The following is a 22,387-nucleotide window of genomic DNA, read 5'->3' as shown; positions in this document are numbered from 1 at the left end:
AATAAAGTTCCCGTATTGGCATCCTACAGCGATACTGAATCACTGCTCGCTGTGAGCATTGCGGTCATTGTCGTCACTGCCAGAATTCCTGCGAACCTCCGGGTGGTCCGGTGGGGCGTCCGCGTCATGGGCGGAATCATGGGAAGCCTGCTCGACAAGGAATGACCGCACGGCTGATGGCGTTGACCCAGGAAGTCCGGGGCCGTCCGCAACCAGCCCGCCAGGCCATGGCGGGCTTTTCTTTGTCCGGCGTGCGCTGAGGCTCTGTCACTTGCGCGGCAGCTTGCCCTCGATACGCTCCAGCGGACGGACGTGCGGATTCGCCGGCCAGCCTGGCGGATACGAAACCAGGCGCGACGGCCCGCGTTGCCGCAGACCCAGCCAGATGCGCCCGCTTGCGCCGGCGCTGCGGCTGCCGCCGAGGATGGCGGTCATGGCCTCCCGGTCCAGGTCGATGTTCTCGGTCAGGTCCTTGATGACGATCACTGCCATGGCGTTCTCCGGTCGTGCGGCGCCGCGTCCGCGCGGGGACGGCGCCGTTTCAGTATAGGCGTGCGGTCCGATGCGCAAGCAGGCCGCGCCGCCGCCTGTCGCGCAGAGACTGGGCCACCGTTTGCGCAGGGCAATGTCGAGGCACGCACGGTTCGCGCGACACATTCGGGGTGACGTCTAGCTGCCCCCGGAAGGCTGAAAGAAGCAGGAGTCGCGCCAGGATTCCGACCGTCCGCGCTCGGATTTGCCAGGCGCCAGGCATAGAGCGGATTTGCGGGATGAAAGTGCATTGTGCGCGGCAAGGTTGCCCGTGCCAGATCGGGGCGGGGTGGCGGGTATTCGCCAACACTTCGAGGTTTGTTGTTGGCTGCCCACCGACAGCGGTTTTCGCTGATGTGACCCGCGCATGCGCAGGGGAGCAGAAGCTCTGCTGCGCCGCCCACGCGCGGTTTGCGGATGCCAAGAGTGCGCACTAGTATCCATCGTGGATGGTGCGCTTGCGCGAGGGCGTGCCGCTTGCATTGACTTCGGGGCAACACCGATGGCCAGTGTCAGAGACCTGATTCAGAAGTTCCAGAACGGCGGTCTGTCCGACGACGAGTTCGTTGCGTCATTCGACATGGCACTGGCGCAGGAGCGCACCACGCCGAGCCAGCTGGCACGCGTGATCATCGAGGAGAACACCCGCTTCCCGTTCCCGCCGGCGGTGTACGCCGAGGTCATGCGCCGCATCGAGCGCAGCGGCACGACGCTGTTCGATCCGACGGGCCAATCCACCGACATGGAAAGCGGACCCGTGACCGGCTCGCTCTATGCCACCTCACCGGCCGTCGGCACCGTGCCGCTCGCATCGCGGCCAAAGGGCGTCGGCGACACGCTGAACGGCCGCTTCGTGCTGGAAGAGTGCCTCGGTGTAGGCGGCATGGGGACGGTGTACAAGGCATTGGACCTGCGCAAGCTGGAGGCCTCGGACCGCAAGCCGTATATCGCGATCAAGGTGCTCAACCTTCAGTTCAGCGGCCACCCCAAGTCGCTGATTGCGCTGCAGCGCGAAGCGCGCAAGGCGCAGACGCTTGCGCACCGGAATATCGTCACCGTCTACGATTTCGACCGCGACGGCCCGGTGGTCTTCCTGACCATGGAGTACCTGTCCGGCAGGCCGCTCAGCCAGATCCTCAAGGCGCCCGGCTTCACCGGCATGCCCATGGCCAAGGCCATGCCCATCATCGCCGGCATGGGCCATGCGCTGGCCTATGCGCACGAGCGCGGCTTCGTGCATTGCGACTTCAAGCCCGCCAACGTCTTCCTGACCGATGGCAGCGAAGTGAAGGTGATCGACTTCGGTATTGCGCGCGGCTTCCTGCCGCCGGCGGATGAATCCGACAAGACCGTCTTCGATCCGGGCTCGCTCGGCGGCATGACGCCGGCCTACGCTAGCCCCGAGATGTTCGAGCACCGCGAGCCCGACCCGCGCGACGACATCTATGCGCTAGCCTGCGTGACGTACGAGCTGCTGACTGGCCGGCACCCCTATGAACGCATGTCGGCGAATCAGGCGCGCGCCGCCGGGCTCAAGCCCATGCAGCCGCGCGAGCTGTCGCGCACGCAGTGGAAGACGCTGCGCCAGGCCCTCTCGCTGGACCGCGAGACGCGCACGCCCACGGTCGACCGTTTCCTGGCAGGCATGAGCGCAGCGCCCGCCATCACGGCGTCGCAGCGCTCGGCGCTGTTGGCAGGCGCCGCCGTGGCAGCACTGGCGGGCGTATCGGCAGTGGGCTACTTCGCATGGCGCACCAGCCGGCCAACGCAGACGCCGCCGCCAGTGGCGCAGGCCGACATTTCGCCAACCGCGCCAACGGTGCCATCGGCGCCCCCGGCACCGGCTGCCCCGGCGCCGAGTCCGCCGGCCGAGGCGTTCTCGATGCCGGCCGTATTGCGCGTGATGGCCGCGGTGCCATGCTCGCTGCTGGCGGCGACCTCGCCAGAGAACGGCCGGGTGCGCGTACGTGGCTACCTGGCCGAGAGCGTGGGCGTGTCGCGCCTGCGCGAGCAGCTCAATGCGTTGCCGGGCGTGAAGTCGCTCGACTTCGACACCCAGCCGCTCAGCGCCGACAAATGCGATATCGCGCGCATGATCGCACCGTACTGGTCCGGCCGCCGCGAGGGCGCGGCGGCATCTTCGCTGCGCACGCGCGGCGACAAGAAGCAGCTCACCGAAGGCACGCCGCTGGTGCTTGAGTTGCGCACGCCCGCGCAGGATTCCTACGTGTACGTCGACTACTTTGCGGCCGACGGCAATGTGGCCCACCTTGTGCCAAGCGCGCGCGTGCCGGGCCAACAGGCGCCGGCCAGCTACAGCGCCACCATTGGCGACGCGGGTGACTGGGTGATCTCGCGGCCGTTCGGCACGGAACTCGTGGTGTTGCTCACCACGCCGGCGCCGCTGTTCGACGGGCGGCGCTCCGATGTGGAGACGCGGCAGGACTACCTGAAGGCGCTGGAAACGCCGCTCGGGCAGATGGCCCACAAGTATGGGCAGGACCGCATCAGCGCGGACCTCGTGGAGATTTCCACGCGAGCCAAATGAACCTCTGGGAGCGTCGCGAGCGTCGATGGCCGCGCGTCTACTTGACGTCGCGCGCGACGCGGAAGCCGTTCTGCGACTGCCGCACGCTTGCGCTGTACTTGAAGCGCGTCGACGACACCATGTAGCTCGCGCCTTCGCGCCATGAGCCGCCGCGGATCACGCGCGCGCCGCAACTTGCTTCTTCCCAGCTCCGGCCGTCGACCGGCGCATTCTTGTAGCTGCTGTGCCAGCAGTCCCTGACCCATTCCCACACGCTGCCGTTGACGTCGTAGAGGCCGAACGGGTTGGCCGCGAACGACCCCACATTAGCGGGCGCATCCTGGTTCCACGGATCGCCGCAATCCTTGCAGTTGGCCGTGCCCTTGCGCATCTGGTCGCCCCACCAGAATGCCGAGGCGGTGCCGCCACGCGCCGCGTATTCCCACTCTGCTTCGGTGGGCAGGCGGTACGTCTTTCCCGTGGTCTTGCTCAGCCAGGTCACGTATTGCTGCGCGTCATCCCAGCTGACATCGCGTATCGGCGCGGTTTTTGCGCTGTTCGCCACCGTGGCGATGCGATCGCAGCCGCCCGTGTCGACGCAGGCGTTCCATTGCTCGACGGTCACCTCATAGCGGCCGATCGCGAACGGCTGGCTGATCGTGACATGGTGCGCCGGCTTTTCCGCCGGGTCGCTGGCATTGCTGCCCATCGTGAAGCTGCCGGCCGGCAGGCTGACGAGCACGGGGCAGACCGGACAATCGTGGATCTCGCCCTTGACTTCGACCGGCTTGCGCTCGCTCCCCGTGCTGGCCGCGCCGGCGGCCGTCGAGCCCGCGCGCGAGGGCGGCGTGGCTGATGCTGCGGCACCAGCGGCCGCGGGCGCTGCCGCGGTGGGTGGCGCGGTCCGCTGCGGCGCTGACGGCGCAGGCTTGGCTGGCGCGGTTGCCGCGGCGGGCGGCTGGGCCGGCCTGGCGTGTTCCGGTGGCGGGCTCTTGGCGGCCGGAGCGCTGGCAGCGGCAAGGCGCTCGATGCGCGCCTTGGCAAGCGCGGCGAAGCGTCCGTTCGGATATTGCTTGAGGTAGGCCTCGTAGTCGCCGGCGTAGTTGCTGTTCTTGATCGATTCCCAGAACGTCAGCTCGTATTGCTCATCGCTGTTCTTGGGCAGGATGCCGGCCAGCAGCAGGGGTCCCGCTTCCGGTGCCGCCGCCGTTCCACCGGCGAAGGCCGGGCCGGCCAGGCCAGCGAGAAGCGCGCTGGTGCACAGCACGGATGCGACCAGAACGACAGGAGATTTGCGCCACATTTTCGGACCCTGTTGGAACTGCGGCCAGCCCGATGCGCGCGCTTGGGCGGCGCCTGGGCGCATTGTGGTGTTGCCGTGACGTCAGCTTGCTTCAAGATAGCACAGCGTTTGTGAATCCGGAGGTGCTTGCGCAGCGCATCCGTGTTGTGGTCAGGCGCGGTGGCCATGTCATGGCGAGTTCGCTTTTTGCCGGGTTCCGTTCTAACCTGAATACCGAATCGCCGAGCGCTGGCCAAGAGCAACCAGAAGAACCACGGGCTTGCGGGACAACGTGATCGGGTTTCGGACACTCTCCGGGAGGCGCCGCGTATGTCCAGACGATTCCTGTTCCGCTTGCTGGCGGCCATGGCAGTTGCCACCGTGCCGTCCGTCTCGATGCCGACTTCGGCGCCGCAGAATGCCGAGGTGTACATCATCTGGCCGCCGGACGGCGCCGTCATCTCCGGCGGCAAGTTCTGGATCCGCATGGGCTTGCGCAATATGGGCGTCTGCCCCAAGGGGATCGAGTCGAGCAAGTGCGGCCACCATCATCTGCTGATCGATACGGACTTGCCGCCGCTGGACAAGGAAATTCCTTCCGACAAGAACCATCTGCACTTCGGCGCGGGGGAGACCGACGCGCGCATCGAGCTGCCGCCGGGCAAACACACGCTGCAGCTGCTGCTGGGCGATGCCAAGCACGTGCCGTTCGATCCGCCACTCTACTCCAGGAAAATCACCATCACGGTGAAGTAGCCGAGTTGGCTGCAATGGCTGCAATGGTTGCAAAGGCTTAATCGGCTGAAGTGGCCGACTGAAATAGCGCGAGGGGGATCCACCATGTTCAAGCTGCTAGCCGCCACCTTGCTCGGCGCGAGCCTCTTGCTGCCAGCCGCCGCCATGGCAGGCGAAACGCCGGCGCCGCCCGACGCCTACCTGTACATCGGCTTTCCCAACAATGGGCAGGTGCTGCCTGCTGGCAAGCCATTCCGCGTCTGGTTCGGCCTGCGCAACATGGGCGTGGCGCCGAAGGACGTCAAGTTCCCGAAGACCGGCCACCACCACCTGCTGATCGACGTGGACCTGCCGCCCATGGACAAGGAAATCCCGAACGATCGCAACCACCTGCATTTCGGTGCCGGCGAGACCGAGACCATGGTGGAGTTGCCGCCGGGCAAGCACACGCTGCAGCTGCTGATGGGCGACGACAAGCACATCCCGACGAATCCGCCTGTCTATTCGAAGAAGATCATTATCTACGTGAAGTGACCACTGCTGCGCGCGAGCCAGGCCATGCTGTCGCGCAGACCATGCCACGCTGTCTCCTGACAGCCGACAGCTATCGCAGAACTGTTGGCCGCAATCCGTCATCCGCGGCAGGGCGGCCATGATTCCCATTGCGCACGCGATCCTCCTCCATGCCTCTGAAAACCGCTTGTTTTCAGGCCTTTGCAGACAGCACAAGGCGCGCTTCGCAAGCTGGCACAGCCTATGCGTCGGTGCTCCGGGAAGCAACACCAGCCATGCCTTCCTACCGGAGCCCGAAATGACCAAGCTGACCCTGGATACGAAGCACAACAACCTCTTCGGCTAAGCCGCCGCCGTCGGCACCCACGCCGTTGCCACCGGCCCGACTTCGGGGTTGGAGCGCGTGCCGGCGCGAACCACAATACAGACACGCAAGGCAGGTCCGGGCACCGCGGTGGCCGGCCGCTCGCGCGTGGTTGCAGGAAGATATCGTGATCAACGCCTCTACCGAATCGCCATTGATTGTTTCGCGGCCGCGCCGTGCCGCCGCATGGGTCGCCGCCGCGGCCTGCGCGGCATGCCTTGCCGGCTGCGCGGACTTCCGGCCGCCGGTGTACGAACGCCCTGAAACGCCCGCCAAGGCGGAGTGGACGCGGCAGGGGTCGATCACGGTATCGCCGGCCGAGACCGTGCAGCCGAACTGGTGGCAGGGCTTCCGGGATCCGTATCTCGACAAGCTGATCACGCAGGCGCTGTCCGGCAACTACGACATCAAGGTGCTCGCCGCGCGCATCCGCGTGGCGCAGGCGCAGATCGGCGAAGCCAAGGCCGGCGCGCTGCCGGTGATCGATCTCAACGCGGGCGGCAGCGTTACGAAGACGACCGGCCAGACGACCGTGAAGAGCTTCAACGCGGGCGCCCAGCTGAGCTGGGACATCGATATCTGGGGCAAGGTCGAGAAGGGCGTGCAGGCGCAGACCGCCGAGTTCCATGCCACCGAGGCGGACTGGCGCGCCGGCTACCTGACGCTGGCCGCCAATGTATCCACGACTTACTTCCAGATCCTGCAGTTCGACGAGCAGATCGACCAGCAGACGCGCACCGTGCAGAAGAACGGCCAGATCCTCGGCACGTACCAGGCCATGTTCCAGAACGGCCTGGTGCCGAAGATCCGCGTGATGCAGCAGCAGGCGGAAATCAACCGGCTCACCAAGGATCTGATCGAACTGCGCCGCTCGCGCGACGTGACCGAGAACGCGCTGGCCACACTGGTCGGCGTGCCGGCGGGCAATCTCAAGGTGCCCGCCGGCAAGCTGCAGGACCGCGTGCAGCCGCCGCCGGTGCCGGCGGGCCTGCCATCGCAACTGCTGGCGCGCCGTCCCGACATCGTGGCCGCTGAATATCGCGTGCTGGCGGCGTACAACATTGTCGGCCAGGCCCGGCTCGCGCAGCTGCCGAGCATCAGCCTGACCGCAAACGGCGGCGCGGCCAGTTTCGCGCTGAGCAGCTTGCTGAAGACTTTCACCTTCGGCATCGCGCCGAGCATCAGCCTGCCGATGCTGGACCCGAACATCCGTGCCCATGTCAAGACCACGGAGGCGCAGGTCAAGGTCGCGGAAAGCGATTATGGCCGCACGGTGATCAATGCGTTCGAAGAGGTGGAAACCGCACTGGTCAATGTGGATGCGCACAAGAAGCAGCGCATCGAGTTGCAGCAGCAGGTTGAACAGTTGCGCGTGGTGTCGGCGCAGATCGAGGCGCAACTCAAGGAGGGCGTGGTGTCGCAACTCGAAGTCTTCGAGACCGAGCGTTCGCTGCTGACAGCGCAACTGTCCTTGTTGGCTGTCCACCAACAGATCCTTGCCGATACTGTCACGCTCTACAAGGCGCTGGGCGGCGGCTGGTCCGACGTGCAAGTGAGCAACGCCGCGTCGAACCGAGCGCCCTGATGGCAGCGCCGCACTGGCACGCCAGGCAGCGTTCACGATACACCGGTCACAACGAGAGCAGGGTAACCCGGCGCTTTGCGCCGCCTGGGCGACACCCCGCGCGCAACGGCCGGCGCTCATCCAATTGACTAGCGGGAGGCGTGGCCTACTATGTTGATTGTCGATTCATCCCCCCGGTGCGCCTGCTGTGAAGGCTGCGCTGTTGGTTTCTTGGAAACATGGCTCCTGACGATGCACTGATCATGGAAATGCCGGTGAGGATGGGTCAGGAGTTCGACATTCTGCTGACGCCCGTATCCCGTCCGGAGCTGGGCGAGATCCGCATCGGCGACGACCTGTTCGCCGTCGGGCGGACCGAGGCGCCGTTCGTTTCCTATCCCGAAGAGCTGACCGCGGCGCTGTCGCGCCGTCATGCGCGCATCTTCGCCGAGCACGGCGCGGTCTATGTCGCGGACCTGGGCAGCAAGAACGGCACGCGCATCAATGGCGCCGATGTTGCCGGGCACCCGCTGCGGCTGCGCGATGGCGACGAGTTGTCCTTCGGTTCGGCCCTGTCGTTCCATGTACGCCTTGCGCCGCGCGTGCCCGCGGCGGAACCGCCGCGCGTCGCGGTCACGCTGCAGCCCGAGCGCAACGACGTGGGCCTGCACCCGATCGAGCTGAGCGGCTTCCCCTACCTGATCAGCAAGGCCGACGACACGTTCGCGCGCTATCGTGACAGCCATCCGCAACAGGTCAACTACCTGTCGCGGCGTCACGCGCATATCTACCTGAAGTGCGGCGTTCCGTTCCTGGAAGACCTGGGCAGCACCAACGGGACCTTCATCAACGGCCACCGCCTCGCCGACCACGGCGTGCCGCTCAATGATGGCGACCTGATTGCATTCGGCGGCAGCCACTTCGTCTACAAGGTCGAGGTCCGGCGCGAAGGCGACGTTGACGCCACGGCGACGCGCACCGTGTTTGCCGAACCGGAGGCGGCTGCCGATGTGGAGCCCGTCGCGGAGCATGTTGCGGCCCCCGCGGCGCCGATTCCCGATGATGGCGCCGACAAGACCACTTTCGTCGGCGCAGCCGACTCGTTCCTGGACATCTTCTGCGTCGACTACGCGGCGCGGCAGGAAGACGAGGTCAATGCCGACGCCGAGGCGCAAGCCGCCGCCGCTACCGATGCCTCGGCCCGCAAGGGCAGCCGTCCGCGCAGCCGCATGGCCATGCTGGCCGCGGAGATCGCGAACCGCTTCGGCCTGAACGACGCGGCGCGCATGCGGCGAGCCGGGCGCTGGGGCGCGGCACTGGCCGTGCTGGTCGTGGCCGGCATCGGGGTGCTTTACCTGCGCGGCATGCCCGAGCGCGATGTGAGATTGCTGCTCGCCGAAGGCCGCTACGCGCAGGCCGCGAAGGCCGCGGATGCCTATCTCGCGAGGCATCCCGACGATGCCCCGATCCAGGCCATGGGCACGGAGGCGCTGCTGCGCGCCTATGTGCCGCAGTGGGCTGGCAAGCTCAGGGCGCAGGACTTCCACGGCGCCGCCACGGTGCTTGCCGGGATGGCCGCGGGCAGCCAGCACAATGCGGATGCGCGTCCGCTGGTGGGCGAGCTGGAATGGATCGGCAACCTCGAACGCTACTTCGCCCAGCGTGGCGGCGCCGAAGCACCGATCCGGCTCTACACGGACGAGGCGACGATACGTGGCCTGCTGACGCACTGGAACCAGGACACCGCCGCGCACCAGCGCGCGCTGGGCCGCATCGCCGGCTATGAGCCCGCATTTCGCGACGTCTATGCAAGCGCGCTGAGCGATGTGCGCAAGCTGCAGACGGACGAGTCGGTCTACCTGGCCGCCATCGAACGGCTCAATGCCACCATCGCCACCGAGCTGGCGCGCGACCAGCCCGAGGCCTTGCAGCCGGTGTTTGCCGACTACAAGGAAAAGTACCCCCGCCTGTCAGGCCTGGACAAGCTGCAGGACGACCTGCGCCGCTACGCCGCGTTGATGCAGCCGCTGCGCGCGCGCAACCCGGGGCCGCTGGTGGCGCGCATGGCAGATGCGAAGTTCGCCACGCCGCCGTTCCAGGCCCAGTACGCACGGCTGGCGCAGCGCCTGCCCGATGCGGAGGTGGCGCGCCAGTACGCGGCGGCTGCGCAGGCATGGCAGCGCGGCGACAGCGCCACGGCCATCGCCGGCCTGCGCCGCATCAGCGCGGGGCCGTGGGGCGACGATGTGGCGAAAGACGCGGCGCACAAGCAGCAGGTTGCCGCGCAGTACGCGGCACTGCAAGGCGCGCGTGGCGCCAGCGGCTACGAAGACAAGCTGCTGGGCTTCTACGCGATGCTCGATCCCGACGAGGACAAGTACTACGCCAGGGCGGTGGAAGCCGATGTCACCGCCATTCGCGACAGTGCCTTGCGGCGCGCACGCGAGTTGATGACGCGTGCCGTCGCCGGCTGGAAGCAGTACCGCGCTAACGGCCAGATTGGCGGCGACCAGAGGCTGGAGCCCGGCATCTCGCCGAAGTTCCGCGACCAGGCGCGGCGGCTGGCGCAGGCGCAGGATGACGCGCGGCAGGGCATCCGCATCGTCAGCCAGCTCAAGGCGGGCGAGAGCGCCGACCTCGCGCAATGGAACAAGGCGGAAGAGGAGATCCGCGCGGAGGTGGATCAGCAGCGGCGCGCCTTGCAGGAGCTGCGCATGGTGCTCGACCCGGCCGTGCTCAAGGCGAAGCTGGAGCTGCTCGGTGGCGAAGGCCCGGGCGCCGAAGCGCAGACCGCCGCGGCGCCGGACAAGCCGAAAGCGGGGCGGCCATGAACGACGCGCGTGGCGGCAACCGTCTCAGGCCTCTGTCCGAGGCGCTCGAGGACCACGGCGGCGAGGGCCTCGCGATCCTCACCGCCGAACCGTGGCGGCTGAGCCTGCTGACGGTGATGACCACGTTTGCGCTGGTGGTGTGCGCGCTGGTCTGGTCGTTCTTCGGCCATGCGGACGTGATCGTCACGGCGGAGGGCACGCTGGCGCCGGAATCGGAAGTCAGGCGCTTCTACGCGCCCGTCGACGGCGAACTGGCCGACCTGTACGTGGCCGAGGGGCAGCCCGTGTCCAAGGACGACGTGCTGGCGCGCCTGAACGCGCGCGGCGCGATCGAGGCGGCGGCCAACGCGCTCGAAGCCCAGCTCAAGCTGGAGGACTCGGAGCGCGAGTGGAAGCAGTTCCCGGAAAAGAAGGCGCTGATGGAACGCCGCGCCGCCGCGCTCAAGCAGCAGATCGACGTGGCCACGCGCCAGCATGAGACGCGCATCGCTGAAGGCACGACACGGCTTACCGAGCAGCAGCGCGCGCAGGTGCAGGAGGCGCGCAGCAATGTCGAGAATTCGCGGCGCGCGCGCGACTTCGCGCGGCAGGAACAGGACCGCTATGCGCGCCTGTTCGCGCTGCCGGGCGGCGGTGGCGTGTCGCAGTCGCAGGTCGAAGCCAAGCGCGCGGCCACGCAGGAGGCCGACAACACCTTGCGCGTGGCGCAGTCCCGGCTGGCCGAACTGGAAGCACGGCAGGGCCAGGAGCTGACGCAGGCCAACGTGCAGCTCGAAAGCAGCGGGCAGGAACTGGCAGGGCTGCGCGTGCAGTACGACGCGGCCATGCGCGACATCGCCAGCACTGAGGACAAGCTGCGCCTGCAGGTCCAGACCGCGCGCCTGGTGGCGGAGGCGGCGGCGCGCATCCGCTTCGAGAATATCGACAAGGACAATTTCCTGCTGATCCTGGCCCCGGTGTCCGGCGTTATCACCGACGTGACCTCCACCCAGCGCGGTGACAAGATCCAGGCCAATACGCCGATCGGCGGCATTGCGCCCAATGACGCGCGCCCCGTGCTCAAGATCGCCATTGCCGAGCGCGACCGCGCGTTCCTGAAGGAAGGCCTGCCGGTCAAGCTCAAGTTCAATGCGTTCCCCTACCAGCGCTACGGGCTGATCGAAGGCACGCTCGAATACATCTCGCCGGCCACCAAGCCGGGGGCGGACAAGCAGCCGGTCTATGAAGGCCGCATCCGCCTGTCGCGCGACTACTACACCGTGGGCGATACCCGTTATCCGTTGCGCTACGGCATGACCGCCACGGCCGAGATCGTGGTGCGCGAGCGCCGGCTGATCGACCTTGGCCTGGATCCGTTCCGGCAGGTGGCCGGCTAGCGGGCACGGAGTTCACGAGCACATCGCGACCGCCGCGGAGCGGCAGTCGAAAGGAGGTAGGGCCATGACTGGCATCGTGCGTATCGACGACGAGGTACTGGGCGTCGAGGAATTCATCCGCCTGCTCAAGTTCACCGGGCAGTTCGAAGGCCTGGTCGAGCAGATGGTGCGCGACAAGCTTACGGTGCACGCGGCGAAGCGCGCGGGCCTGGTTCTGGCGCAGGAAGACATCCAGGAACGCGCCGACCAGTTCCGGCGCGTGCAGGGCCTGCACCGCGCGGCGGACATGAACCACTATCTCGACGCGCTGGGCGTGAGCCTGGACGAGTTCGAGGTCTTCATCACCGACAGCCTCTACCAGGAGCGGATGATGGAGCAGGTCTGCAGCGAAGCCGCGGTGCACGAATACTTCCAGCTCAATTCGCCGCGCTTCGACAGCATCGAGGTCAGCCATATCGTGGTGGACAGCGAGGGCAAGGCCAAGGAGCTGATCTCCTACCTGCAGGATGATCCCGATGCGTTTGCGGAGATGGCGCGCGAGCACTCCATTGCCGATACGCGAGAGCGGGGCGGGGATATCGGCAAGGTGCTGCGCGGCTCGCTCAAGACCGACATCGAAGCCAAGGTCTTCAATGCCGAGCCCGGCGACCTGCTCGGCCCGTTCGCCGCGCCGGACCGCTCGTTCTTCGAAGTCTTCCTGGTGCGCGCCAAGCATCCCGCGACGCTGGACAGCGACGTGGCGGTGGAGGTGCGCCGGCTGCTGCGTGAAGAGTGGCTGATGGCAAGGGCGCAGGAACATGTCATCGAAGCCCGCTAGCGAAGGCGGGGCGGCGGCAGAGGTGCCGCCGCCATCGGCCGCGTCCGCTGCGCCCGCTGCGCCCGCCGTGCCAGTGGCGGCATCGCTTGCCGACTTCCTGGCGACGGTGGAGATCCTCTCCGCCCTGACGCGCGAGGAGCTGGAGCAACTCGCCGCCGCGGCGCAGACGCAGACGTTCGGCTTCGGCGACACGGTGTGCAATGCCGGCGAGCCCGCGCCTGGCCTGTTTATCGTCAAGACCGGTTCGGTGCGTGTCTTCAACGAGGAGCACGGCAAGGAAATCAGCATGGGCGTGCGCAAGACCGGCGAGGTGTTCGCCGACATTGCGCTGCTGCGCGAGTACCACCATGAGTCGTCGGTGCGCGCGTCGGGCAAGACCGAGCTGCTGGTGATCCCGCGCAGCGTGGGCGAGAAGGTGGTGGCGGGCAACCAGGCGGCGCAGGCCTTCATCACCAGCTATGTCGCGATCAGCTCGGCCGGCGGCTTCGTGGCGCGGCTGTTCGACCTGCGCGGCAAGCTGGACCGGCGCGAGCTGGAAGACGCCGTGCGCAGCGTGGGTGTCAAGCGCGTGGCCGCGGGCAAGGAGATCCTGAAGCAGGACGGGCGCGAAGACCGGCGGCTCTACGTGGTGCGCCAGGGAACCGTGCGCATGGTGCGCAGCGAGGAGGGCGACGAGTTCTCGCTGGCGACGCTGGGCCAGGGCGATATCTTCGGCGAGCGCGCCTGCGTGATGCGCCAGGAGCAGATCGCCTCGGCCATCGCCGAGACCGAGGTGCGCCTGCTGGTGATTCCCGAGAAGACGGTGCAGCTGATCCTGGAGCGCAACCCGCGCCTGCGCGAGGTGCTCGAGGAACGCATCCGCGTGGTGGACCGCGAACTGCACCGGCAGAAGAAGCTGGCCGAGCGCCGCAAGCGGCCGGTGTTGCTGGACCTGCAGTCCAAGCCTGAGTTCGGCGAACGTCTGATCCGCCGCTTCGCGCTGGTCGAGCAGGCCGAGGAGATGGATTGCGGCGCCGCTTGCCTGGCCATGATCTGCAGGCACTACGGCATCCCGATGTCGCTGGGCAAGCTGCGCGAACTGGCCAACGTGACCACGCAGGGCGCCACGCTGGAAAGCCTGGCGCGTGCGGGTGAGTCGCTGGGTTTCACCACGCGCGGCGTGCAGTGCACGCGCGATTCGCTGATGGGCTTCGAGCTGCCGTTCATCGTGCACTGGGAGGGCTACCACTACGTGATCGTGTACGGCGTGTCGGGGCGCTGGGTGTGGGTGGCGGACCCGGGCATCGGCTTCCGCAAGATGAGCGCGGAAGAGTTCGAGCGCGGCTGGAGCGGCACCTGCCTGCTGTTCAGCCCCGGCGAGAGCATGACGCAGCTGTCGGTGCAGCGCTCGCCGTGGCTGCGCTTCATCAGCTACCTGGCACCGTACAAGAAGATCCTGGCGCACCTGTTCCTGGCCACGTTCGTGATCCAGATGCTCGGCGTGGTGCCGCCGCTGATCATCCAGAACATCCTGGATGGCGTGGTGGTGCACCAGAACATCGGCCTGCTGCATCTGCTGATCGTCGGGCTGATCATCGCCAATGTGTTCTCGCAACTGATGGCGACGATTCGTGCCTACCTGGCCAATTTCATGGTGCGCAACATGGATTTCTCCATGATGTCGCACTTCTTCAAGCACACGCTGTCATTGCCGCTCTCGTTCTTTGCCAAGCGCAAGACCGGCGACATCTTCGCGCGCTTCCAGGAGAACCAGACCATCCGCGCCTTCCTGACCGAATCGACGGTGACCACGGCGCTGAACCTGCTGATGGTGTTCATCTACTTCACCATCATGTTCCTCTACAACGTCAAGCTCACGCTGCTGCTGATCGCGTTCGTGATCCCGATCGCGGCGTTGACGGTGGTGGTCACGCCAAAGGTGAAGACCTACGCGCGCGAAGTCTTTGCCGCCTCGACCGATGCCAAGGCCTACCTCATGGAGACGCTCGGCGGCGCCGAGACGGTCAAGGGCATGGGCATCGAGCGGCCGGTGCGCCTGCGCTGGGAGGCCAAGTACGCCAAGGCGCTGGAGAAGCAATACCAGGCGCAGGCCTTCCATATCCTGATCGGCATGATCAGCCAGTTGCTCAACGCCGCCACGACCATCGCCGTGCTGTGGGCGGGCGCCACGCTGGTGCTGCAGCGCGAGCTGACCATCGGCCAGCTCATCGCCTTCAATGCGTTCATGGGCAGCGTGCTGGCGCCGCTGATGGGTCTGGTGGCGCTGTGGGGCCAGCTCAACGATGCGGGCGTGGCGATGGAGCGGCTCGGCGACGTGCTGGACCTGGAGCCCGAGCAGAAGCCGCAGGACGTGATGTCGCGCGTGATGCTGCCGGACCTGCAGGGCGAGATCGAGATGGACGGGCTTTACTTCCGCTACGGCGGCGAGGATACGGCCTATGTGCTCGAAAACATCAGCCTGCATATCAAGCCCGGCGAGATGGTGGCGATCGTCGGGCGCAGCGGTTCGGGCAAGACCACGCTGGCCAAGCTGCTGGTCGGGTTCTACCGGCCGACGGAGGGCTCGATGAAGGTGGACGGCTACGACATCGGCGTGATCGACACCGAGTTCTACCGCGCGCAGGTAGGCTACGTGATGCAGACCAACCTGCTGTTCTCGGGCACCATCGCCGAGAACATCGCCTGCGGCGACGAAAGTCCGGACCGGCGCCGCATCGAGGAAGTGGCCCGGATGGCGGACGCGCACCCGTTCATCACCAAGCTGCCGCTCGGCTACGAGCAGATCGTGGGCGAGCGCGGCATGGGGCTGTCGGGCGGGCAGATCCAGCGGCTGTGCATTGCGCGCGCGCTGTACCACGACCCGCGGCTGCTGGTGTTCGACGAGGCCACGTCCGCGCTCGACACCCAGTCCGAGAGCAACATCCTGGCGAACATGCAGGAGATCCTGCGCGGGCGCACGGCGGTGATCATTGCGCACCGACTCAGCACCATCATGCAGGCCGACAAGATCCTGGTGCTGTACGAGGGCGCCATCGTCGAACAGGGCCGTCACGAGGAACTGCTCGAGCGCAAGGGCATGTACTACCAGCTGGTGCAGAAGCAACTGAGTGCAGCATGAAGCTATACAACCAGGGCGGACGGCCGCCCGCAGCCAACGCCGCCAGTACCTCCACGGTCTCGTTCGCGGGGCTGATGGAGAAGATCGAGATCTTGCGCTCGACGCTGCGCTGGTCGTCGCGGCTGGAGCGGGCCGATATCGAGAAGCTGCTCAAGCAGGCCACCACGCTGCGCGACGAGGTGATGGGGCTGTCCCACAAGGAGCGCTTCATCCACGCCGCCGCCGGTGGCGAGGCGCCGGTGGAGGAAGAAGTCGAGCGCATGCCGCGCGAGCGGCGCCAGGCGCTGCTGGAACGCAGCTTCATCTTCGAAGGCACCTTCGGCGACAACCCGAAGCTGCTCGAATCGCTGGAGATCGCCGAGAAGGCCGCACCTACCGATCTCCCGGTGCTCATCGACGGCGAAAGCGGCACCGGCAAGGAACTGATGGCCAAGGTGATCCACGCCAACGGCTCGCGCCAGGAACGGCCGTTCATCTCGGTCAACTGCGGGGCGATTCCGGAAAGCCTGCTGGAGTCGGAGTTGTTCGGTCACAAGAAGGGCGCCTTCACGGGTGCCAGCAACGACCGGCGCGGCAAGTTCGAGAGCGCGCATACCGGCACTATCTTCCTCGACGAAATCGGCGAGCTGCCGCTGACCGGGCAGGTCAAGCTGCTGCGCGTGCTGGAAGCGCACGAGATCCAGCGGGTGGGGTCGGACGAAGTGATTGCCGTCGACACGCGCATCGTCGCCGCGACCAACAAGGACCTGCGGCGCATGAGCAAGGAGGGGACCTTCCGCGAGGACTTGTTCTACCGGCTCAGCGTGATCCACGTGTCGCTGCCCGCGTTGCGCGAACGGCGCGATGAAATCCCGTTGCTGGTCGCCTATTTCAGCGACGAAGCGGCCGGCATGCTCAAGCGCCGGCCGGTCCGGCTCACGCCACGGTTGCGGGATTTCCTGATGCACTACGAGTATCCCGGGAATATCCGCGAACTGCGCAACCTGATGTATCGCGTGTCTTGCCTGGCCGGCGATACGGCGGACCTCGTCCACCTGCCGCAGGACATCCGTCCAAAGCCGGTGGCGCTGGCCGTGGTGCCGCTCGGGCCTGTCGGCGCGGTGTCAGCGCTGCCTGCCTCGCTGAGCGAGGCCAAGCGCGCTGCCAGCGATGAGGCGGAACGGGCGTTTCTTGAACGGGGGCTGCAGGAAGTGGGGGGGACCGTGGCAGAACTGGCGCGGCGGTGCGATATGAATCGTTCCCACTTGCAGATGCTGCTCAAGAAGCATGGGATTCATTCGAAGGATTTTCGGGGGCAGAGGGAGAAGGGGGGAGGGGGATGAGGAGGGTCTGGGGCGCACCCCAGACCCAGCGAGATTCACCGCGCCCGGACCGTAGTCGCGCCCGCGCGCGCCTGCGCCTGCCGCAGAATATGCGGGGGCAGGCGCTTGAGCATGAAATGCACGGCAAGCGGAATCAGCACCACGTCATCGACGATGCCAAGCCCGGCGATGAAGTCGGGAATCAGGTCGATAGGTGAAACCGCATACAGCAGCAGCCCAAAGGCTGCAGGCCTGAGCCACCGCGGCGCATCCGGATGCCGCAGCGCATACCAGAACAGGCGGCCGTCGCGCCGCACCAGCGTCAACAAGGCCGAGAAACGCTTCCACATGAGTGGCCTCCATCACATTATGGGCGCCGGCCAGCGGCGCATGCACAGATAGCTTGGGCCGGTCGGGGCGGCTTCAAGTTCCGGAGAATGGCGGGGCAGGGAAAGAGAAGAGGGGTGCGCCCCGGCAAGGCCGGGGCGGGCCGGCATGCCGTGGCGGCATGCCGGAAGAGGACTGCCGATCAGCCCGGGATCTTGCCTTCCACGCCTTCGACGTAGAACTTCACGCCGTGCAGGAAGTTATCGTCGGCGGTCTGGTCCTTGGCGACCTGTTCCTTGCCGGTGTTGTCCTTGATCGGACCCTTCCAGATCGGCGCCGAACCGTCAACGATGCCCTTCTTGCGCTCGGCGACCAGCGCCTTCACGTCCTCGGGCACGATCGTATTGAAGTCCTTCAGGTCGATCATGCCTTCCTTCAGGCCCCACCACGTGGTACCGCTCTTCCAGCGGTTGTTCAGCACGTCATCCACCACCTTGCTGTAGTAGACGCCCCACTGGATTTCCGAGGCGGCCAGGTGAGCCTTCTCGCCGAACTTGCTCATATTGCTGTCCCAGCCGAACGCATATACGCCCTTTTCCTGCGCGGTCTGCACCACGGCGGCAGAGTCGGTGTTCTGCATCAGCATGTCCACGCCCTGGCCGATCAGCGTCGTGGCGGCTTCGCGCTCCTTGCCCGGATCGAACCACTTGTTCACCCACACCACCTTGACGGTCGCGTTCGGGTTGACGCTGCGCGCACCGAGCGTGAACGAGTCGATGTTGCGGATCACCTCGGGAATCGGCACCGAACCCACCACGCCCATCTTGCCCGACTTGCTCATCTTGCCGGCGACCACGCCCGCCAGGTAGGCACCCTCGTAGGTGCGCACGTCATACTGGGCGAGGTTCTCGGCGGTCTTGAAGCCGGTGGCGTGCTCGAACTTCACGTCCGGGAATTCCTTGGCGACCTTCAGCATCGACTCCATGTAGCCGAAGGTGGTGCCGAAGATCAGCTTGTTGCCCTGGCTGGCCAGGTCGCGGAACACGCGCTCGGCGTCGGCGGCGGACTCCGGCACGTTCTCGACATAGGTGGTCTTGACCTTGCTGCCGAACTTCTCTTCCACGGCCTTGCGGCCGGCGTCGTGCGCGTAGGTCCAGCCCGCATCGCCCACCGGGCCGATGTAGACGAAGGCGACCTTGAGCGGCTCGGCCTTCTGTTCAGCGGCGGGCGCGGAGGCCGGTGCGGCGCTCTCTGCCGGCTTCTCGGCTTCCTTCTTGCCGCAGCCGGCCAGGGCCAGCACGGCGGTGGCGGCCAGTGCCGCCAGGGTCTTCCTGCGCGTGACGATCATTGATTTCTCCTTGTGATGAATTGATGAATTGTGTTGGCTTTCGAAGGCTCGTTGAAATGGGACTGGGGCAGCGGCATCACGCACTGCCCGGACGGAACGGCTTGCCCAGCGAGGCGGGCATGTTCAGCCGGATCCAGGCCGGATTGCGCGAGATCAGCGCCAGCACGACGATGGTGGCCGCGTAGGGCAGCATCGACAGGAACTGCGACGGCACCGAGACGCCAATGCCCTGCAGGTAGAACTGCAGGATGGTCACGCCGCCGAACAGCCATGCGCCGACCAGCACGCGGCCCGGGCGCCAGGTGGCGAACGTGGTCAGCGCCAGCGCGATCCAGCCGCGGCCGGCGACGAGGTTTTCGACCCACATCGGCGTGTACACCAGCGACAGGTAGGCGCCGGCCAGGCCGCAGCAGGCGCCGCCGAACAGCAGCGCGCCGAAACGGATGGTGCGCACCGGATAGCCGAGCGCATGCGCGGATTCCGGCGATTCGCCGATCGCGCGCAGCGTCAGCCCGGCGCGCGTGCGGAACAGGAACCACATGATGGCGAAGCACAGCAGCAGGCTGAAGTACACCATCCAGTGGTGCTGAAAGAAGGCAGGACCGATAAAGGGAATGTCGGCCAGGCCCGGGATCGACCTGGCCTGCGCGGGCATGGCGTGGCCGACGAAGCGCTGGCCCATGAAGGCCGACAGCCCGGTGCCGAAGATCGACAGCGCCAGGCCGGTGGCGACCTGGTTGGTGGCCAGCACCAGCGCCAGCCACGAGAACAGCGTGGCCATCAGCATGCCGGCCACGGCGCCGGCGAGAAAGCCGAGCAGCGGCTGCTGCGTCTGGTAGCCGACCATGAAGCCAGTCACGGCGGCGACCAGCATCATGCCTTCGGCGCCCAGGTTGAGCACGCCGGAACGTTCGTTGATGAGCAGCCCAAGCGCGGCCAGCAGCAGCGGCGTGCCGGCGTTGATCGCGGTGGCGATCAGAGGAGCGAGTTGTTCCATGTTGTACGTAGCTCCGCTCAGGCTGCCGTGGCGCGCCAGCGCAGGCGGTTTTCGATGAGGGTGTCGCAGGCCAGCAGGAAGAACAGCAGCATGCCCTGGAACACCCAGCCGATGGCCGACGGCAAGCCCAGCCGCGATTGCGCCATTTCGCCGCCGATATAGAACAGCGACATCATGATGCCGCCGAACACGGTGCCGACCGGATGCAGGCGGCCGACGAACGCGACGATGATGGCCGTGAAGCCGTAGCCAGGCGAGATCGACGGCAGCAGTTGGCCGATCGGGCCGGTGACTTCGAACGCGCCGGCCAGGCCCGCGGTGGCGCCCGAGATCAGCAGGGCGCTCCACAGCGCGCTGCGCGATGAAAAGCCGGCATAGCGCGCGGCGGCCGGCGCGGTGCCGCCGACCTGCAGGCGGTAGCCGGCGAAGCTGCGGAAAACGAACACCGTCATCACCGCGACCAGCACCAGCATCACCGCAAAGCCCGCATGCAGGCGCGAGCCGGACATCAGGTTCGGCAGCAGGTATTCGGACGAGAACACCCTGGACTGCGGAAAGTTCATGCCGTTGGGATCCTTGAGCGGTCCATTGACGACCCATAGCATGAGCTGCTGCGCGATGTACGTGAGCATCAGCGAGACCAGGATCTCGTTGGCGTTGAAGCGGTCCTTGAGCAGCGCCGTGATCGACGCCCAGGCCATGCCGCCGATCACGCCCGCGAGCGAAGCCAGCATCAGCACGACGGTTCCGTTCAGCGTCTGGCCTGGCACATCGAAGAACAGCACCGTGGCTCCCGCGAAAATGCCGCCGGCGATAAGCTGGCCATCCGCGCCGATGTTCCACACATTGGCGCGGTAGCAGACCGACAGGCCCAGCGCGCACAGCACCAGCGGCACGGTCTTGAGCAGGACTTCGCCAATCGCGCGCTTGTCCCGGAGCGGATCCGCGAGGAACACCTTGAGCGCGGCCATCGGGTCCTTGCCGAGCGCCAGGAACAGCAGCGCGCCGAACAGCAGCGTGAGCGCGAGCGCGATCACCGGCGAGGCATAGGCCATGCTCCGCGACGGCAGGCCGCGCGGCGCCAGCGTGATGGGGGAGCGGGGCAGGAGCGAGCGCATCTCAGCCATGGCTGGCCACCTCCGCTGCGTGGGCGTCGCGCGACTGCGCCGGTCCGCCTTCCCACAGGCCGCTCATCCACAGGCCGATCTGTTCGCGCGTGGCGGTCTCGGCCGGGATCGATGGCGACAGGTGGCCCTTGGCGATGACGTGCAGCCGGTCGCAGATCGCGAACAGCTCGTCGAGTTCTTCCGAGACCACCAGGATCGCGCAGCCGGTGGCCTTGAGCGCGAGGATCTCGTTGTGGATCTGCGCGGCGGCGCCGACATCGACGCCCCAGGTCGGCTGCGCGACGATCAGCACCTTGGGTCCGCTTTCGATCTCGCGGCCGACGATGAATTTCTGCAGGTTGCCGCCGGACAGGCTGCGGGCCAGCGCGTCGGGCCCGCTCGCTTTCACGCGGAAGCGGCTGATGATCGAAGTGGCCAGGCCGGCCGCCGCCTTCGGCGAGATCATGCCGTTGCGTACGTATGGAGGTGTCTGGTGCGACAGCAGCGTATTCGTTGCCAGGCTCATGCCGGGCACCGCGCCGCGCCCGAGCCGCTCTTCCGGCACGAAGGCCAGCCCCGCGCGCCGCCGCTGGCGCGCATCGAGCCGGCCGACCGGCTTGCCCGCGAGCCGCACCGAGGCGGCTTCCACGCGCGTGTCTTCCCCGGACAGCGCGGCCAGCAGCTCCTGCTGACCGTTGCCCGATACGCCGGCAATGCCGACGATCTCGCCGGCGTGCACGTCGAGCGAGATGCGCTGCAGCTCGGTCGCGAACGCATGCGCGCGCGGCAGCGACAGTTCCTGCACGCTCAGGCGCACCTCGCCGCGCTGCGCGGTCACGCGCGCTTCGCGCGGCGGCTCGCCGCCGATCATCAGGCGCGACAGCGAGGCCGCGCTTTCCTGGCGCGGGTCGCACACGCCGGTGACCTTGCCCATGCGCATCACGGTGGCGTGATGGCAGAGCGCACGGATTTCGTCGAGCTTGTGGCTGATGTAGAGGATGCTGGTGCCTTCGGCCGCGAGCTGGCGCAGCGTGACGAACAGCGTTTCCACGGCTTGCGGCGTCAGCACCGAGGTCGGCTCATCCAGGATCAGCAGCTGCGGGTTGGCCAGCAGCGCGCGCACGATCTCCACGCGCTGCCGCTCGCCGACCGACAGCGTATGGACATGGCGGTTCGGTTCCAGCGGCAGGCCATAACGCTCGGCGGTGGCGCGGATGCGCTCGGCCAGCTGCTTCATGCTGCTGCCCGCGCCCTGGCGGCCGCCAGGCAGGCCCAGCGCGATGTTCTCGGTCACGGTCAGGGTGTCGAACAGCGAGAAATGCTGGAACACCATGGCAATGCCCAGGTTGCGGGCGTCGTGCGGGCTGTTGATCGTGACCGGTGCCCCGTTGAAGTGCATCTCGCCGGCGTCCGGGCGGACCGCGCCGAAGATGATCTTCATCAGGGTGGATTTGCCGGCTCCGTTTTCGCCCAGAACGGCATGGATTTCGCCGGGGGCGACGCTGAGGCTGATGTCATCGTTCGCGATGACGCCGGGATAGCGCTTGCTGATATGGGCTAGCGCCAGCCTGGGAGGGTGTTGTGATGTCACTGAGGCGGCTCGGGTTGTTATGGCAGCAACGTGGAAGGCAGGCATTCAGCAGCAGTGCG

General features: G+C 66.8%; 17 protein-coding genes. 10 read left to right on the top strand and 7 right to left on the bottom strand.

Translation table 11 applies throughout. The features are described from left to right. Window positions 1–267: 267 nt before the first annotated feature. Window positions 268–492 carry a hypothetical protein gene (locus tag AC3FNH_RS27170; protein ID WP_488722265.1) on the bottom strand — a complete coding sequence of 75 codons (225 nt, stop codon included), beginning with the start codon at window positions 490–492 and terminating at the stop codon, window positions 268–270. 541 nt (window positions 493–1,033) lie between these two features. Between AC3FNH_RS27170 and AC3FNH_RS27165 the strand changes: the two genes are divergently transcribed. After that, window positions 1,034–3,079 carry a serine/threonine protein kinase gene (locus AC3FNH_RS27165; protein ID WP_488722264.1) on the top strand — a complete coding sequence of 682 codons (2,046 nt, stop codon included), beginning with the start codon at window positions 1,034–1,036 and terminating at the stop codon, window positions 3,077–3,079. A 37-nt stretch (window positions 3,080–3,116) separates the two neighbouring features. On the opposite strand, the gene AC3FNH_RS27160 is transcribed toward AC3FNH_RS27165, so the two are convergent. Further along, window positions 3,117–4,361 (bottom strand): formylglycine-generating enzyme family protein, encoded by a 1,245-nt coding sequence (locus tag AC3FNH_RS27160; RefSeq protein WP_488722263.1) that lies wholly within the window; start codon window positions 4,359–4,361, stop codon window positions 3,117–3,119. A gap of 309 nt (window positions 4,362–4,670) precedes the next feature. Here AC3FNH_RS27160 and AC3FNH_RS27155 point away from each other — a divergent pair, with 309 nt between their 5' ends. The 9 genes from AC3FNH_RS27155 (at window position 4,671) to AC3FNH_RS27115 (ending at window position 16,980) form a co-directional block, all read left to right on the top strand. Continuing rightward, on the top strand, window positions 4,671–5,096 hold the full coding sequence (locus AC3FNH_RS27155) for a DUF4399 domain-containing protein (protein WP_276098044.1): 426 nt from the start codon (window positions 4,671–4,673) through the stop codon (window positions 5,094–5,096). 84 nt (window positions 5,097–5,180) lie between these two features. Then, the gene (locus AC3FNH_RS27150) at window positions 5,181–5,609 is read left to right on the top strand and encodes a DUF4399 domain-containing protein (protein ID WP_488722262.1); all 429 of its coding nucleotides are present in this window, start codon (window positions 5,181–5,183) and stop codon (window positions 5,607–5,609) included. A 118-nt stretch (window positions 5,610–5,727) separates the two neighbouring features. Then, window positions 5,728–5,934 (top strand): hypothetical protein, encoded by a 207-nt coding sequence (locus tag AC3FNH_RS27145; protein WP_488722261.1) that lies wholly within the window; start codon window positions 5,728–5,730, stop codon window positions 5,932–5,934. A gap of 145 nt (window positions 5,935–6,079) precedes the next feature. Further along, a complete protein-coding gene (locus tag AC3FNH_RS27140) occupies window positions 6,080–7,537 on the top strand; it encodes an efflux transporter outer membrane subunit (protein WP_488722260.1) in 1,458 nt (485 codons plus the stop codon). Between the two features lie 218 nt (window positions 7,538–7,755). After that, on the top strand, window positions 7,756–10,347 hold the full coding sequence (locus AC3FNH_RS27135; protein ID WP_488722259.1) for an FHA domain-containing protein: 2,592 nt from the start codon (window positions 7,756–7,758) through the stop codon (window positions 10,345–10,347). After that, window positions 10,344–11,723 carry a beta-barrel domain-containing protein gene (locus AC3FNH_RS27130; RefSeq protein ID WP_488722258.1) on the top strand — a complete coding sequence of 460 codons (1,380 nt, stop codon included), beginning with the start codon at window positions 10,344–10,346 and terminating at the stop codon, window positions 11,721–11,723. The genes AC3FNH_RS27135 and AC3FNH_RS27130 overlap by 4 nt, the downstream gene beginning before the upstream one ends. Window positions 11,724–11,787: 64 nt before the next feature. Further along, complete coding sequence (locus AC3FNH_RS27125; protein WP_488722257.1) at window positions 11,788–12,540, top strand: peptidylprolyl isomerase; 753 nt, start codon at window positions 11,788–11,790, stop codon at window positions 12,538–12,540. After that, entirely contained in the window at window positions 12,521–15,658 is a 3,138-nt protein-coding gene (locus tag AC3FNH_RS27120) for a peptidase domain-containing ABC transporter (RefSeq protein ID WP_488722256.1), read from the top strand. The genes AC3FNH_RS27125 and AC3FNH_RS27120 overlap by 20 nt, the downstream gene beginning before the upstream one ends. Beyond that, a complete protein-coding gene (locus AC3FNH_RS27115) occupies window positions 15,655–16,980 on the top strand; it encodes a sigma-54 interaction domain-containing protein (protein ID WP_488722255.1) in 1,326 nt (441 codons plus the stop codon). Before AC3FNH_RS27120 ends, AC3FNH_RS27115 begins: the two co-directional genes overlap by 4 nt. Before the next feature lie 35 nt (window positions 16,981–17,015). Here the strand turns inward: AC3FNH_RS27115 and AC3FNH_RS27110 are convergent, their stop codons facing one another. From AC3FNH_RS27110 to AC3FNH_RS27090, 5 genes are all read right to left on the bottom strand, one after another. After that, the gene (locus AC3FNH_RS27110; protein ID WP_276098036.1) at window positions 17,016–17,309 is read right to left on the bottom strand and encodes a YkvA family protein; all 294 of its coding nucleotides are present in this window, start codon (window positions 17,307–17,309) and stop codon (window positions 17,016–17,018) included. Between the two features lie 179 nt (window positions 17,310–17,488). Next, window positions 17,489–18,634 (bottom strand): BMP family ABC transporter substrate-binding protein, encoded by a 1,146-nt coding sequence (locus AC3FNH_RS27105; protein WP_488722254.1) that lies wholly within the window; start codon window positions 18,632–18,634, stop codon window positions 17,489–17,491. 76 nt (window positions 18,635–18,710) lie between these two features. Continuing rightward, window positions 18,711–19,631 (bottom strand): ABC transporter permease, encoded by a 921-nt coding sequence (locus AC3FNH_RS27100; RefSeq protein WP_276098034.1) that lies wholly within the window; start codon window positions 19,629–19,631, stop codon window positions 18,711–18,713. A gap of 17 nt (window positions 19,632–19,648) precedes the next feature. Continuing rightward, window positions 19,649–20,758: an ABC transporter permease gene (locus AC3FNH_RS27095; RefSeq protein WP_276098033.1), complete on the bottom strand. Its 1,110-nt coding sequence runs from the start codon at window positions 20,756–20,758 to the stop codon at window positions 19,649–19,651. Continuing rightward, the gene (locus AC3FNH_RS27090) at window positions 20,751–22,328 is read right to left on the bottom strand and encodes an ABC transporter ATP-binding protein (RefSeq protein WP_488722253.1); all 1,578 of its coding nucleotides are present in this window, start codon (window positions 22,326–22,328) and stop codon (window positions 20,751–20,753) included. Before AC3FNH_RS27090 ends, AC3FNH_RS27095 begins: the two co-directional genes overlap by 8 nt. Between the last annotated feature and the right edge of the window lie 59 nt (window positions 22,329–22,387).

The sequence above is a fragment of the Cupriavidus sp. 22TCCZM01-5 genome (assembly GCF_057798915.1).
Note: the sequence above shows the minus strand (reverse complement) of the source record. Positions and strands in the feature narration are given on the sequence as shown.

Coding starts and splice junctions, on each gene's coding strand:
- AC3FNH_RS27170 (WP_488722265.1), bottom strand. CDS start 492: ATGGCAGTGATCGTCATCAAGGACCTGACCGAGAACATCGACCTGGAC.
- AC3FNH_RS27165 (WP_488722264.1), top strand. CDS start 1,034: ATGGCCAGTGTCAGAGACCTGATTCAGAAGTTCCAGAACGGCGGTCTG.
- AC3FNH_RS27160 (WP_488722263.1), bottom strand. CDS start 4,361: ATGTGGCGCAAATCTCCTGTCGTTCTGGTCGCATCCGTGCTGTGCACC.
- AC3FNH_RS27155 (WP_276098044.1), top strand. CDS start 4,671: ATGTCCAGACGATTCCTGTTCCGCTTGCTGGCGGCCATGGCAGTTGCC.
- AC3FNH_RS27150 (WP_488722262.1), top strand. CDS start 5,181: ATGTTCAAGCTGCTAGCCGCCACCTTGCTCGGCGCGAGCCTCTTGCTG.
- AC3FNH_RS27145 (WP_488722261.1), top strand. CDS start 5,728: ATGATTCCCATTGCGCACGCGATCCTCCTCCATGCCTCTGAAAACCGC.
- AC3FNH_RS27135 (WP_488722259.1), top strand. CDS start 7,756: ATGGCTCCTGACGATGCACTGATCATGGAAATGCCGGTGAGGATGGGT.
- AC3FNH_RS27130 (WP_488722258.1), top strand. CDS start 10,344: ATGAACGACGCGCGTGGCGGCAACCGTCTCAGGCCTCTGTCCGAGGCG.
- AC3FNH_RS27125 (WP_488722257.1), top strand. CDS start 11,788: ATGACTGGCATCGTGCGTATCGACGACGAGGTACTGGGCGTCGAGGAA.
- AC3FNH_RS27120 (WP_488722256.1), top strand. CDS start 12,521: ATGTCATCGAAGCCCGCTAGCGAAGGCGGGGCGGCGGCAGAGGTGCCG.
- AC3FNH_RS27115 (WP_488722255.1), top strand. CDS start 15,655: ATGAAGCTATACAACCAGGGCGGACGGCCGCCCGCAGCCAACGCCGCC.
- AC3FNH_RS27110 (WP_276098036.1), bottom strand. CDS start 17,309: ATGTGGAAGCGTTTCTCGGCCTTGTTGACGCTGGTGCGGCGCGACGGC.
- AC3FNH_RS27105 (WP_488722254.1), bottom strand. CDS start 18,634: ATGATCGTCACGCGCAGGAAGACCCTGGCGGCACTGGCCGCCACCGCC.
- AC3FNH_RS27100 (WP_276098034.1), bottom strand. CDS start 19,631: ATGGAACAACTCGCTCCTCTGATCGCCACCGCGATCAACGCCGGCACG.
- AC3FNH_RS27095 (WP_276098033.1), bottom strand. CDS start 20,758: ATGGCTGAGATGCGCTCGCTCCTGCCCCGCTCCCCCATCACGCTGGCG.